This is a genomic window from Aeromonas sp. XH, from assembly GCF_033348475.1.
Classification (GTDB): Bacteria; Pseudomonadota; Gammaproteobacteria; order Enterobacterales; family Aeromonadaceae; genus Aeromonas; species Aeromonas sanarellii.
Genome location: NZ_CP137630.1, coordinates 3,346,327 through 3,359,959, shown reverse-complemented (window position 1 = coordinate 3,359,959; position 13,633 = coordinate 3,346,327). Strand labels below are relative to the sequence as shown.

Here is a 13,633-nt window from a genome sequence, read left to right as displayed (position 1 = left end):
ATTGATTGGCGGGCAGTATGCCATAACTGTTTCCGGCGGGCTGCCATGTCGCGGCGAAATGCGCGGCTGGCACAGCGGTGGCTGAGCCAAATAGGGGAAACAGGTTGCGCGAATGATCACATTTGGCGGAATTTGTGAGTCGCCGATGAAAAACCGTCACATGTTGTTTGTTATATTACCGCCCGACCCAAGAAGGGGTCATCCAATAACAAAATAACAAGGTGATATGGAAATGAATTATAAATTGGTCAAAGGAAGTATCGCACTGGCAGTGCTCGCCGCCTTGAGCGGCTGTAATACCTCACAAAATGAAAGTGTCGCCCCCTGTACCGAAAATGTCTGCAAACTGACCGTCCTCCACACCAACGATACCCACGGCCGTTTCTGGCACAACGCCGATGGTGAATATGGCATGGCGGCGCAGAAGACCCTGGTCGAGCGCCTGCGCGCGGAGGCCAAGGCGGCGGGCAGCGAAGTGCTGGTGCTCTCCGGCGGTGACGTGAACACCGGGGTACCCGAGTCCGACCTGCAAGACGCCGAGCCCGATTTCATCGGCATGAACAGCATTCGCTACGATGCCATGGCGGTGGGCAACCACGAGTTCGACAACCCCTTGAGCGTCCTTGAGAAACAGCGTGACTGGGCCCAGTTCCCCATGCTGTCCGCCAACATCTATGACAAGACCAGCGGTCAGCGCTACTTCGATCCCTACAAGGTGTTCAAGCTGGACAACGGCCTCAAGGTGGCCGTGCTGGGCCTGACCACGGAAGACACCGCCCAGCTGGTGGATCCCAACAACGTCAAGACCCTGGAGTTCCGCGATCCGACCACGGAGGCGGGCAAGCTGGGCAAGGAGATCCGCGACAGCAAGGAGGCGAACCTGGTCTTCGCCATCACCCACATGGGCCACTATGCGGATGGCCAGCACGGCAGCAACGCGCCCGGGGATGTGGAGATGGCCCGCGCACTGCCGGCCGGCACCCTGGATGCCATCATCGGCGGCCACTCCCAGAACCCGGTCTGCATGGAGCCGGGCACGCCGGACCAGTATGCGGACTTCAAGCCGGGCGACGACTGTCAGCCGGATCAGCAGAACGGTACCTGGATCATGCAGGCCCACGAGTGGGGGAAATATGTGGGGCGTGCCCAGTTTGATTATCAGAATGGCAAGCTGACATTGACAGGCTACGAGCTTATTCCGGTCAATCTGGTGCAGCGCGATGGGAAAAACAACGCCATTAAAGATGACAACGGAAATGTTCAGTTCATTCAGGACGAAATAATCAAGGATCCCGAGCTGAACGCGACCTTGCAAGTATTCCAGGAAAAGGGAGAGGCCGAATTGGGCGTGAAAATTGCCTCCACGGATGATCTCCTGATGGGGGAACGCAAGACGGTCCGTTATATGCAGACCAATCTGGGACGCCTTATTACCACGGCCACGGCGCAAAAGCTGAGCGCTGATTTTGGCATCGTGAACTCGGGCGGGGTGCGTGCCTCCATCCAGACCGGCGATATTGCCTATCGTGACGTGCTGACCGTCCACCCGTTTGGCAATACGGTCAACAAGGCCACCATGAAGGGCAGCGATCTCGTGGACTATCTCGGCAAGGTGGCCACCCTGACCGGCGGCGGCTATCCCCAGTTTGGCGGCATCAGCATGGAGGTCAACTGCAGCGCCCAGAGCGTCACCATCAGCACCATAGGCGGCAAGGCGTTCGATGCCAATGCCACTTACAGCTTCGCCATTCCGAGCTTCAGCGCCGCTGGCGGGGACAAGTATCCCGTCATCAACACCATCAATGCTGGTCTGGTCGATGCGGGGGTGCTGAAGGAGTACATGGAGTCCAAGCAGGTGATCCACGCTGCCGACTATCAACCGGCAGGGGAAGTGACCTTCATCAACAACAGCGTCAACCCGGCCAATGCCAACAACTGTGGTCCGGATGTGACTGGCAATTGATGCCCGGTTGAGGTCAGGGACGATGGCGTGAACGCCGCTCAGGCGCTGTCTGATGCGATATGCGCCTGGGCGCGGTCACGGGGGAGGGAGGCGCACCGCCTCAGCTCCTGACCTGACTGGCAACCAATGACAAGAGGGAGGCATGATGCCTCCCTCTTTTTTTGACCTTCGCAACCTGGGTGCCGGGGTGGAAGCCTCCCGACTGAGCTGTGGGTGTGCCATCAACATCGGCACGCTTCATCGCGCTGACTGGCGGTGCTCGTCGGCCAGGCACCAGCGCGATGGGCCGGACAGAATAAAAAAGGCGACCCCAGGGTCGCCTTGTTGATGTCACCGGAGGGGCTGCTGTTACAGCTGCTCGATGCCGACGATGTGCCAGGGGGCATTGTCCTTGGCCAGGTTGCGCTCGAGGTGCCACACCTCCTTGATGTCCTCCTCGACCTGCTCCTGACGGTCCATGTAGCGGCCGCTGAAGCGCACGCTGACCTGGGCCCAGTCGCTGCCGTAGTCGGCGCGCACCAGCTGGGTGTCCACGTACATCACCTCGGTGTGCTGATCGCCCACCAGTTCGGCGCGCTCGGCCTTGAGGTGTTCGAACAGTTCCGGGCTCACGTACTCCCGTACCTTCTCCAGATCGTTCTTGTTCCAGGCTTCTTGCAGGGTGCGATAGTGATCGCGGGCGCCGGCCAGGAAGCCGTTCATGTCAAAGCCCGGCGGCAGGCGGAAGGGCACGTCGCTGTCGGCAAAGCCGGTGGCCTGCGGGGCGCCGTGGCTCTGCTCGAACTGCTGCGGCGCTGCGCTCTGGGGCGGCTGGTAGCCGGCATAGGCCGTCTGTGGCTGGGCCGTCGCCGCCTTGTTCTTGCGCAGGGCGCGGAAAAGGAAGACGCCGCCCAGGGCCAGCAGGGCGATCAGCAGGAAGTCCATGCCCTGCATGCCTTCAAAGGCACCGCTGCCCAGCAGGTAGGCGAACAGGCCGCCGGCCAGCAGACCGCCAAGCAGGCCGCCCATCATGCCGCCCTTCTTGGGTGCCTGGGCGCCCATGGTCGGGTTCTGGGTGTCCACCGGCTTGGCCGCAGGCTGGGCCGGGGCCGTCTTGTAGCTCTTGCCGAAGGATTTGCCGCCGCCAAACTTCTTGGCCTCGGCGATGGGGGCCCCGAGGCCGATGGCCAGGATCAGGGCAAACAGGGTCAGCATCTTTTTCATTTTTGACTCTTTCACTCTCATGTAGGTGGGGGCATGCTCTGCTTGTGCAAGCTCAGCGAGGCGCATGGCAGGCTGCCTGTCCCTTTTTGTGTTGCAGCTTGCGGTTATGATTAACATGGATGGCATGAATTATTCATGAACAGATTGACCCGTCCGCCATAGGAGGCGCCCATGAGAAACAGACGGCCGAGCCGCTCGGTGCGCAGGTTGCGCAACAAGCAAAGAGCCAAGGTGAAAGACCAGACCCTGGTATGGCCCTTTCTCGTACTGTGAACTACAACAGGAGCCCGGGAGTCCGTGAATCCGATTGCACCTGCGTCCTGGCTTGTCACCGGATGAGGTGAATACGCGCATTAGCGCTCGCGATGGCGGGGTTTCTTTTGTAAAATTCCCGTCCCCTTCCCGCTGCGGTTTTTATGTGTATGGCAGAGCAAGTGACGGCGAAAAAAGACGCCAAGACACAACAGCTGAAAGTCCCCCCCCACTCCTTCGAGGCCGAACAGTCCGTACTGGGCGGCCTGATGCTGGACAACGAGGCCTGGGATAGGGTCGCCGAGCGGGTGATCGACAAGGATTTCTACAGCCGCCCGCACCGCCTCATCTTCCAGGCCATGACCCGCCTCTCCAACGCGGGCAACCCCATCGACCTCATCACCCTGCAGGAGGAGCTGGAGCGCTCCGAACAGCTGGAAGAGGCCGGTGGCTTCGCCTATCTGGTGGAGATCGCCAAGAACACCCCGAGTGCCGCTAACATCAGCGCCTACGCCGAGATCGTGCGCGAGCGTGCCGTGGTTCGGGAGATGATTGCGGTCGCCAACGAGATAGTCGAAGCGGGCTACGAGCCCCAGGGTCGCACCTCCAACGATCTGCTGGATCTCGCCGAGAGCAAGGTGTTCCAGATCGCCGAGCAGCGCACCAGCGCCAACGAGGGCCCCCAGCCCCTGAAGCTCATTCTGGAGCAGACCGTCGACAAGATTGAGGAGCTGTTCAAGACCCCTCACAACGGGGTGACCGGCGTCTCCTCGGGCTACAACGATCTGGACAAGATGACCGCCGGCCTGCAGCGCTCGGATCTCGTCATCGTCGCGGCTCGTCCCTCCATGGGCAAGACCACCTTTGCCATGAACCTGTGCGAGCACGCGGCCCTCACCGCCGACAAGCCGGTGCTCATCTTCTCCCTGGAGATGCCCTCGGAGCAGATCATCATGCGTATGCTCGCCTCGGTGGGGCGCATCGACCAGACCAAGGTGCGGACCGGTCAGCTCGACGACGAGGACTGGGCGCGGCTCTCCTCCACCATGGGGCTGCTGCTGGAGAAGGGCAAGATGTACATCGACGACTCCTCCGGCCTGACCCCGACCGAAGTGCGCTCGCGCGCCCGCCGGGTGGCGCGGGACAATGGCGGCATCAGCATGATCATGGTGGACTACCTGCAGCTGATGCGGGTGCCCAGCCTCTCCGACAACCGTACCCTGGAGATCGGTGAAATCTCCCGCTCCCTCAAGGCGCTGGCGAAAGAGCTGCAGTGCCCCGTGGTGGCGCTCTCCCAGCTCAACCGAAGCCTGGAACAGCGGGCCGACAAGCGCCCGGTCAATTCGGACCTTCGTGAATCCGGCTCCATCGAGCAGGATGCGGACTTGATCATGTTCATCTACCGCGACGAGGTCTATCACGACGACAGCCCCGACAAGGGGATCGCCGAGATCATCATCGGCAAGCAGCGTAACGGCCCCATCGGTCGTGTGCGGCTTACCTTCCAGGGGCAGTTCTCGCGCTTTGACAACTACGCGGGTCCGGCGTTTGACGATGACTACTAAGCCGGGAGCCTGCTCCCGGCTTCCAGACACAGTTTTCCCGGTTCGACAATTCTGCCGGTCCGGCCTTAGACGATGAGATTTGAGGGCTGACACCCCCCGGTGCCTGAATATCATGCCCTCGTAAGGGAAAACAGATGAAAGCGGCTATCGCCCAGATCAATACAGCGGCCCTGCGCCACAACCTCGCCGTGGTGAAACGCCACGCCCCCCAATGCAAGATCATCGCCGTGGTCAAGGCCAACGCCTATGGCCATGGGCTGCTGCCGGTGGCCCGCACCCTGGTGGATGCGGACGCCTACGCGGTGGCCCGCATCGAGGAGGCGCTGATGCTGCGCTCCTGCGCCGTGGTCAAGCCCATAGTGCTGCTGGAAGGCTTCTTCAGCGCCGCCGATCTGCCGGTGCTGGCGGCCAACAACCTGCAGACCGCGGTGCACACCTGGGAGCAGCTCGAGGCGCTGGAGCAGGCCGAGCTGCCTGCCCCCGTGGTGGCCTGGCTCAAGCTCGACACCGGCATGCACCGGCTCGGGGTGCGGGCCGACGAGATGCCCGCCTTTATCGAGCGGCTCGCCAGGTGCGAGAACGTGGTGCAGCCGTTCAACATCATGACCCACTTCAGCCGCTCCGATGAGCTGGAGCAACCTACCACCCGCGAGCAGATCGACCTGTTCTGCCAGCTGACTGCGCCGCTCGCGGGCGAGCGGGCCATGGCCAACTCGGCGGGCATCCTGGCCTGGCCGGACTCCCACTGCGACTGGATCCGCCCCGGCGTGATCCTCTACGGCGTCTCCCCCTTCCCCAATACGGTGGCGGCGGATTACGACCTCAAGCCGGTGATGACCCTCAAGACCCAGCTGATTGCCGTGCGGGATCACAAGGCGGGCGAACCGGTGGGCTATGGCGCCAACTGGGTGTCGGATCGCGATACTCGGCTCGGGGTGATCGCCATCGGCTACGGCGACGGCTATCCGCGCATGGCCCCCAACGGCACGCCGGTGCTGATCAACGGCCGCATCGTGCCCCTGGTGGGACGGGTCTCCATGGACATGACCACGGTGGATCTCGGTCCCGGCGCCACCGACAAGGCCGGCGACGAGGCGGTGCTCTGGGGTGAAGGGCTGCCGGTGGAGCAGGTGGCCGACCGGATCGGGACCATTCCCTATGAGCTCATCACCAAGCTCACCTCCCGGGTGTTTATGGAGTACGTGTAGACGAGTCGCTCCACATCCCCGACTCCTCTCCCTCAAGGGGAGAAGGGGAAACAAAGAGGCCGCCCCAACAGGGCGGCCTCTTTGTTTCTGCGCGCAAGGGACTGAAAAGAACAAGCCCCGCATGGACGGGGCTTGAGTCAGTGTCGTGGGCGCTTAGCCTATGGTCATCAGGCTGGCGTTGCCACCCGCGGCGGCGGTGTTGACCGAGAGGGCGTGCTCGATGAGCAGCCGCTCCAGCGGGATGTCGGTCTCGCCGCGATGCAGGCCGTGCACGCCTATGATGGCGCAGTTACGCGCCGTCTGGCGGGCGGCGGCGAGCTTGCTCACCTCGCTCAGCTGATCCGAATCGCCGTGGTGCAGCAGGGCATCGAAGTCAGCCTCGCCCGTGGCCCAGTTTGCCACCAGCGCGATGCGATCCCTTACCTCGGTCGGCAGGGAAGAGAGCAGGGTGCGGTTCTGGGCGTGGTCCTGCCACAGCACCCGGCTGCCCACCGCCAGACAGGCGGCCAGCTGGGCCAGCAGATCCGCTTTCTCTTCGGCGAGGCAGAGCACTGTCTCCCGGGGCAGCAGGCTGTAGCTGTTGCGCTCGCCGGTGGGGCCGGCCAGCAGCTGGGTACGGCCGCTCTGGGAGAGCGTGGCGTAGCGATCGCACAGGGCGGCGAGAGCCGGATCCTGCTTGCTCGCCCAGTTGCGCAGGGCCAGCAGGGGGGCCTTCGCCTCGGCCCGCAGGGCGCCGGACTCCTGGTTCAGCTGGTTGGCCACCGCCTCCTGGGGACGGGCGCCGAGCAGGCGGTACATGTAGAGCGGGCCGCCCGCCTTGGGGCCGGTGCCGGAGAGCCCTTCGCCGCCGAACGGCTGCACCCCGACCACGGCGCCCACGATGTTGCGGTTCACGTAGAGGTTGCCCACCTTGGCGGTGTTGACCACCTGGGCGATGGTCTCGTCGATCCGGGTATGGACCCCGAGCGTCAGGCCGTAGCCGCTGTCGTTGATCTGGGCGAGCAGCTCGCCGAGCCGGGCGCGGGGGTAGCGCACCAGGTGCAGCACGGGGCCGAACACCTCGCGGCCCAGTTCGTCCAGGCTGTCGAGCTCGATCAGGGTCGGCAGCACGAAGGTGCCACGGCTGCAGGCCTCCCCCTGGACGCGGGCGATCTGGTGCACCTTGCGCCCCTTGTCGCCCATGGCCTTGATGTGCCGCTCGATGTTGGCCTTGGCCTCGGCGTCGATGACCGGGCCGATATCGGTGGAGAGATGCTCGGGGCTGCCGACCCTGTACTCGGCCATGGCGCCCTTGAGCATGGTGGTGACCCGCTCCGCCACGTCGTCCTGCACGCACAGCACCCGCAGGGCGGAACAGCGCTGGCCGGCGCTGTCGAACGCCGAGGAGATGACGTCCATCACCACCTGCTCGGTGAGGGCGGAGGAGTCGACGATCATGGCGTTCTGGCCGCCGGTCTCGGCGATGAGGGGAATGGTGCGCCCCTGGGCGTCGAGGCGACCGGCCAGGTTGCGGGAGATGATGCCCGCCACCTCGGTGGAGCCGGTGAACATGACCCCGCGGATACGTTCGTCCGCGATCAGCGCCGCCCCCACGGTCTCGCCGCGTCCCGGCAGCAGTTGCACCGCACCGGCGGGCACGCCCGCCTCCAGCAGGATGCGCACCGCTTGTGCCGCGATGAGGGGGGTCTGCTCGGCAGGCTTGGCCAGCACAGTATTGCCGGCGGCGAGCGCGGCGCACACCTGGCCGCTGAAGATGGCCAGCGGGAAGTTCCAGGGGCTGATGCAGACCACGGGGCCGAGCGGCCTGTGGCTGTCGTTGGCGAAGTGGTTGCGCGCCTGGGCGGCGTAGTAGCGCAGGAAGTCCACCGCCTCGCGCACCTCGGCGATGGCATTGCTGAAGGTCTTGCCGGATTCACGGACCAGCAGTCCCATCAGGGGTTGCAGTTCTGACTCCATCAGATCGGCGGCGCGCTCCAGCACGGCGGCGCGCTCGGCGGGCGGGGTGGACTGCCAGATCTGGCCGCTGGCCAGGGCGCAGGCGAGGGCCTGATCGACCAGATCGGTGGTGGCTTCGCTCACCTGACCGACGATGTCGCGGTGATCCGCCGGGTTGACCACGTGCTGGAACTGGGTCGGCGCCTCGGTGTCGCAACCCAGCATGGGCAGCGCCTGATAGGCGGTGTTGGTGCTGGCGAGCAGGGCGGCGGAGAGCGACCCCAGGCGGTGTTCGTTCGCGAGATCCAGGCCGGCGGAGTTCGGGCGGGCTTGGCCGTAGAGATCCCGGGGCAGGGGGATGCGCGGGTGGGGCAGGCCCAGGGCCCCTTCACGGGCGGCCATCTGCTCGATCTGCTGCACCGGATCCTGCACCAGATCCGGGAGGGAGATGCTGTTGTCCGCGATGCGGTTGACGAAGGAGGTGTTGGCCCCGTTCTCCAGCAGGCGACGCACCAGGTAGGCGAGCAGGGTCTCGTGGCTGCCGACCGGCGCATAGATGCGGCAGGGGCGACCGAGCTTGCCGTCGGCGACCTTGCCGACCACCTGCTCGTAGAGCGGCTCACCCATGCCGTGCAGGCACTGGAACTCGTACTGGCCAGGGTAGTAGTTCTGACCGGCGAGTTGGTAAATCGCCGACAGGGAGTGGGCGTTGTGGGTGGCGAATTGCGGGTAGATAGCTTCCGGCACCGCCAGCAGCTTGCGGGCGCAGGCGAGATAGGAGACATCCGTGTAGGGCTTGCGGGTGTAGACGGGGTAGCCTTCCAGGCCATCCTGCTGGGCGCGTTTGATCTCACTGTCCCAGTAGGCCCCCTTCACCAGCCGGATCATCAGGCGGTGGCGGCTGCGCTTGGCGAGATCGATCACATAGTCGATCACATAGGGGCAGCGCTTCTGGTAGGCCTGGATGACGAAGCCGATGCCGTTCCAATCGCTGAGGCTCGGATCGAAGCAGAGCTTCTCCAGCAGATCCAGCGAGATCTCCAGGCGATCGGCCTCCTCGGCGTCGATGTTGATGCCGATGTCGTACTGCTTGGCGAGCTGGGTCAGACCCAGCAGGGTGGGGTAGAGCTCCTCCATGACGCGATCGTACTGGGCGCGGCTGTAGCGCGGGTGCAGGGCGGAGAGCTTGATGGAGATGCCCGGGCCCTCGTAGATGCCGCGGCCGTGGGAGGCCTTGCCGATGGCGTGGATGGCCTGCTCGTAGGAGGCGAGATAGCGCTTGGCATCCTCTTCGGTCAGGGCCGCCTCCCCCAGCATGTCGTAGGAGTAGCGGAAGCCCTTGGTCTCCATGGCGCCTGCATTGGCCAGCGCCTCGGCGATGGTCTCGCCGGTGACGAACTGCTCCCCCATCAGCCGCATCGCCATGTCCACGCCCTTGCGGATCAGCGGCTCACCGCCCTTGCCGATCAGCCCCTTGAGGGAGCTGTTGAGCCCCGCCTCGTTGTGGGTGGCCACCAGCTTGCCGGTGATGAGCAGGCCCCAGGAGGCGGCGTTGACGAACAGTGAGGTGCTCTGGCCCAGGTGCTGGCTCCAGTTGCCGCCGCTGATCTTGTCGCGAATGAGGGCGTCGCGGGTCGCCTTGTCGGGGATGCGCAGCAGCGCCTCCGCCAGGCACATCAGGGCCACCCCTTCCTGGGAGGAGAGGGAGAACTCCTGCAGCAGCCCCTGCACCAGGCCCTGACGGCCGCTGGCGCTCTTCTGGTTGCGCAGCTTCTCGGCGATGCTCATGGCGAGCTTCTGGGTGGCGTCGGCCTTCTCCTTGGGCAGGCGGGCCTGCTCCAGCAACATGGGGACGGCCTCGGTCTCGGGGCGACGATAGGCCCCCGTGATGGCGGCGCGCAGCACGGACTGGGGCAGAATGCTCTCGGCGAACTCGAGGAAGACCTGGATCCCCTGCTCGGTCAGGGCCTCGACCGGCTCGTCCCCTGCGGCGGCGGCCAGTCCGGAGTGTTCGGGCGGGGTCAGGCCGCGATCCAGCTGCTCCAGATAGGTGAAGATGGCCTGCTTGATCAGCCAGTGGGGGGTGCGATCCAGGGTCTGCGCCGCCTGCTTGAGGCGGTCGCGGGTCGCTTCATCGAGTTTGACGCCGAGGGTGGTAGTGGCCATGGGACTTCCTGTGTCTAGAAGGTAACAATATTACCGGATGGTTAAATTTTGCCGATAATGGTGCAACCAGGTGCAACCTTCAAGCAAGAAATTTTAATGTACTGGCTACATTGTTGAATTTATCCATCACGCCCATTTCCGTAAGACTCCCTTCAACATCGCTACTCGCCATTTTTTCACTGCATTATTAATGGCTTGGAGATATATCTTATGAGCGGGGAGGGAGGTGCAACCCACCTTGGGGCGGGTTGCTCTTTTTGCGGGTGAGACCGACTCTGTACCGATGAGGGAGCCGACGCCCTCTGCCCCATATAGAGGGGGACAAGCGGATCTGGGCCTGGCAATGACCGGGCTCTTCTATGCTGATAGCTGGCCAAAGGGGCCAGCTATCGGTGACAAGGAGAAACCCATGGCGCGTGTCAGTACCTATCTCAATTTTGCCCGGGAGACGGAGGCGGCCTTCCTCTTCTATCGCGAGGTGTTCGGCGGCGATTTCGCCGGTCCCATCCACCGCTTCAAGGATGCCCCCGGCTGCCCGGACCAGCCCCCTCTGTCTGAGGAAGACGGGGAGCTGGTGATGCACGTGGCGCTGCCCATCCTCGGCGGCCACGTGCTGATGGGCACCGATGCCCCGGCCAGCATGGGCTTCACCCTGGTGCAGGGCAACAACAGCTACCTCAACCTGGAGCCGGACAGCCGGGCCGAGACCGATCGCCTGTTTGCGGCCCTGGCCGAAGGGGGCAAGGTGGAGATGCCGCTGGCGGAGATGTTCTGGGGGGCCTATTTCGGATCCTTGGTGGACAAGTTCGGCACCCACTGGATGTTCAACTGCGAGAGCAAGAGCTGAATCTCTGCCGGTGAATGGGAAGGGGCGCCGCGGCGCCCCTTCTGCTTATTCGCGCTCCCGCTATCCGTGCTCTCGAATAAGCGCCTTATTTGCCCTTCCCCACCATGTCGGCGGGCACCACCCAGGCGTCGAACTGCTGGGCCGTGAGGTGGCCGGAGGCGATGGCCGCCTCCCGCAGACTCACGCCTTCGTGGTGCGCCCGCTTGGCGATCTCCGCCGCCTTGTCGTAGCCGATGTGGGGGTTGAGGGCCGTCACCAGCATCAGGGAGCGGGTCAGCAGCTCGTCGATGCGCGCCCGGTTCGCCGTGATGCCGAGGGCGCAGTGCTCGTGGAAGCTCTGCATGCCGTCCGCCAGCAGCCGCACGCTCTGCAGGAAGTTGTAAGCGATCATCGGCCTGAACACGTTGAGCTCGAAGTTGCCGCTGGCGCCGCCGAGGTTGATGGCCACGTCGTTGCCCATCACCTGGGCGCACAGCATGGTGAGCGCCTCGCACTGGGTCGGGTTGACCTTGCCGGGCATGATGGAGGAGCCGGGCTCGTTTTCCGGAATGATGAGTTCCCCCAGTCCGCTGCGGGGGCCGCTCGCGAGCCAGCGCACGTCGTTGGCGATCTTCATGAGGGAGGCCGCCAGCGTCTTGAGGGCGCCGTGGGCATGGACCTGGGCATCGCTCGCCGCCAGGGCCTCGAACTTGTTGGGAGCGCTCACCAGCGGCAGACCGGTCTGCTCGGCCAGGGTCCTGGCCACCGCGTCGGCGAAACCTGGGGGGCAGTTGAGGCCGGTACCCACCGCCGTGCCCCCCAGCGCCAGCTCGCACAGATGGGGCAGGGCGGCCCGGATATGGCGCTCCCCCTGACTGAGCTGGGCGACCCAGCCGGAGATCTCCTGCCCCAGGGTGAGGGGCGTGGCGTCCTGCAGGTGGGTGCGGCCTATCTTGACGATGTCGTCGAAGGCGGCGGCCTTGCTCGCCAGGGTCTCTTTCAGGGGGACGAGCGCCGGCAGCAGCCGGCCCGTGATGGCGGTGACGGCGGCCAGGTTCATGGCGCTCGGGAAGACGTCGTTGCTGGACTGGCTCTTGTTCACCTCGTCGTTGGGGTGCACCAGCCGCCCCTCGCCACGGGGGCCGCCGAGCAGCTCGCTGGCCCGGTTCGCCAGCACCTCGTTGAGGTTCATGTTGGTCTGGGTGCCGGAGCCGGTCTGCCACACCATCAGGGGAAACTCGGCGTCGTGCTGGCCGCACAGGATCTCGTCGGCGGCCGCCATGATGGCCTGGGCCTTGCGCGCGGGCAGCAGTCCCAGGGCGTGATTGACCCGGGCGCAGGCGGACTTGATGCGGGCCAGGGCATGAATGATCTCCCTGGGCTGGCGCTCCCCCGAGATGTTGAAGTGGTGCAGGGAGCGCTGGGTCTGGGCGCCCCAGAGCCGATCGACCGGGACGGCGATCTCCCCGAGGCTGTCGTGTTCAATCCTGGTGGTCATGGTGCCTCCCGCCGGCAGGAAAAGGGGCGAGGGAAGATCCCTTGCTCCTCACAGCATGGCAAATCCCGCAGGCGGACGCTCAGGTCGCCGCGGTCGTCATGGCCCCGGCCAGGGGGTGAAACGGTGTCAGCCCGGCCAGGGGGGCGGCCGTGATGAACTCCTGGGTGGTCTCACCGTGCTTGAAGATCTTGAAGCCCTCGCCCCGGGCGCTCCAGTATTCGATGCTCTCGCCGCCGTGCTCGCCGCTTACCTGAAGCAGGCTCCCTTCGCGCAGGGCCACCACGGACTCGCTCGGGTTGATGGCGCAGAACTCGGCGAGCCGCTCGTCCCGGGTCTCCCCCATGTGGCCGCTGATGCCGGCATCCAGGTAGTGGGGGTTGATCTGCACGGGGAACAGGCCCAGCGCCGGCAGCACGGCGGCGCTGCACACCGGCATGTCGTTGGTGGTGCGGATGCTGGGGGTAGCCACGTTGCAGCCGGCGCTCCAGCCCACATAGGGCACGCCCCGCTCGCGCACGGCACGCTGGATGGGCACCACCAGGCCGTATTCGTGCAGCAGCTGGTTCAGGCGCCAGGTGTTGCCGCCGCTGATGAAGATGGCGTCGGCCCGCTGGATGGCATCCACCGGATCGTCGAACTGGTGGATGCTGATGGCCTTCACCCCCAGGCTCTCGCTGAGTTCGAAGGCGCGGGCGTCCCAGTCGCTGCGGATCACCGCGTAGGGGATGAGCAGGATGCGCTTGACCTGTTTGCGGGCGAGCAGGGTTTGTACCCGCTCCCGGGCCCAGCCGAGCAGGCCGGGGTGTTCTGTGGTTTTGCCGTTGCTGAGCAGAAGCAGTTCCATGAAAGCTGTCCTCAAAGGGTGAAAGCGGAGGAGGGAGGATCACTTGGGCCGGTGCGGCCAAGTGGCCGTCGGGGCATGCTAGCACCCCGGGCCGGGCGGTTCTGTGATCCGGGGACCCATTCAACCACAGCGAAGGGGCGGGTCAATGCCAATGGATGAATGCGCAGCGCCAA

Annotated in this window: 8 protein-coding genes; 4 read left to right on the top strand and 4 right to left on the bottom strand. The window is 64.8% G+C overall.

The features are described from left to right. Nucleotides 1–232: 232 nt before the first annotated feature. A complete protein-coding gene (gene ushA, locus R2B70_RS15410; RefSeq protein ID WP_318161921.1) occupies nt 233–1,963 on the top strand; it encodes a bifunctional UDP-sugar hydrolase/5'-nucleotidase UshA in 1,731 nt (576 codons plus the stop codon). A 348-nt stretch (nt 1,964–2,311) separates the two neighbouring features. On the opposite strand, the gene R2B70_RS15405 is transcribed toward ushA, so the two are convergent. Beyond that, on the bottom strand, nt 2,312–3,166 hold the full coding sequence (locus R2B70_RS15405) for a Tim44-like domain-containing protein (protein ID WP_318161920.1): 855 nt from the start codon (nt 3,164–3,166) through the stop codon (nt 2,312–2,314). 422 nt (nt 3,167–3,588) lie between these two features. On the opposite strand from R2B70_RS15405, the gene dnaB reads away from it, so the two are divergent. After that, nucleotides 3,589–4,983 (top strand): replicative DNA helicase, encoded by a 1,395-nt coding sequence (gene dnaB, locus R2B70_RS15400; protein WP_318161919.1) that lies wholly within the window; start codon nt 3,589–3,591, stop codon nt 4,981–4,983. A 134-nt stretch (nt 4,984–5,117) separates the two neighbouring features. After that, on the top strand, nt 5,118–6,191 hold the full coding sequence (gene alr / locus R2B70_RS15395) for an alanine racemase (RefSeq protein ID WP_318161918.1): 1,074 nt from the start codon (nt 5,118–5,120) through the stop codon (nt 6,189–6,191). Nucleotides 6,192–6,344: 153 nt separating this feature from the next. Here alr and putA read toward each other — a convergent pair whose 3' ends face one another. After that, nucleotides 6,345–10,292, bottom strand: coding sequence for a trifunctional transcriptional regulator/proline dehydrogenase/L-glutamate gamma-semialdehyde dehydrogenase (gene putA, locus R2B70_RS15390; protein ID WP_318161917.1), 3,948 nt, complete (start codon nt 10,290–10,292; stop codon nt 6,345–6,347). Between the two features lie 409 nt (nt 10,293–10,701). Here putA and R2B70_RS15385 point away from each other — a divergent pair, with 409 nt between their 5' ends. Further along, the gene (locus R2B70_RS15385) at nt 10,702–11,139 is read left to right on the top strand and encodes a VOC family protein (RefSeq protein WP_113724972.1); all 438 of its coding nucleotides are present in this window, start codon (nt 10,702–10,704) and stop codon (nt 11,137–11,139) included. Nucleotides 11,140–11,224: 85 nt separating this feature from the next. On the opposite strand, the gene fumC is transcribed toward R2B70_RS15385, so the two are convergent. Together fumC and pepE are read right to left on the bottom strand one after the other, a co-directional pair. Beyond that, nucleotides 11,225–12,616 (bottom strand): class II fumarate hydratase, encoded by a 1,392-nt coding sequence (gene fumC / locus R2B70_RS15380; RefSeq protein ID WP_318161916.1) that lies wholly within the window; start codon nt 12,614–12,616, stop codon nt 11,225–11,227. Nucleotides 12,617–12,695: 79 nt separating this feature from the next. Next, complete coding sequence (gene pepE, locus R2B70_RS15375) at nt 12,696–13,460, bottom strand: dipeptidase PepE (protein WP_318161915.1); 765 nt, start codon at nt 13,458–13,460, stop codon at nt 12,696–12,698. Nucleotides 13,461–13,633 lie beyond the last annotated feature (173 nt).

What these genes read in the sequence shown, in the direction of transcription:
- ushA (WP_318161921.1), top strand. Translation starts at nt 233, where the DNA reads ATGAATTATAAATTGGTCAAAGGAAGTATCGCACTGGCAGTGCTCGCC.
- R2B70_RS15405 (WP_318161920.1), bottom strand. Translation starts at nt 3,166, where the DNA reads ATGAAAAAGATGCTGACCCTGTTTGCCCTGATCCTGGCCATCGGCCTC.
- dnaB (WP_318161919.1), top strand. Translation starts at nt 3,589, where the DNA reads ATGGCAGAGCAAGTGACGGCGAAAAAAGACGCCAAGACACAACAGCTG.
- alr (WP_318161918.1), top strand. Translation starts at nt 5,118, where the DNA reads ATGAAAGCGGCTATCGCCCAGATCAATACAGCGGCCCTGCGCCACAAC.
- putA (WP_318161917.1), bottom strand. Translation starts at nt 10,292, where the DNA reads ATGGCCACTACCACCCTCGGCGTCAAACTCGATGAAGCGACCCGCGAC.
- R2B70_RS15385 (WP_113724972.1), top strand. Translation starts at nt 10,702, where the DNA reads ATGGCGCGTGTCAGTACCTATCTCAATTTTGCCCGGGAGACGGAGGCG.
- fumC (WP_318161916.1), bottom strand. Translation starts at nt 12,616, where the DNA reads ATGACCACCAGGATTGAACACGACAGCCTCGGGGAGATCGCCGTCCCG.
- pepE (WP_318161915.1), bottom strand. Translation starts at nt 13,460, where the DNA reads ATGGAACTGCTTCTGCTCAGCAACGGCAAAACCACAGAACACCCCGGC.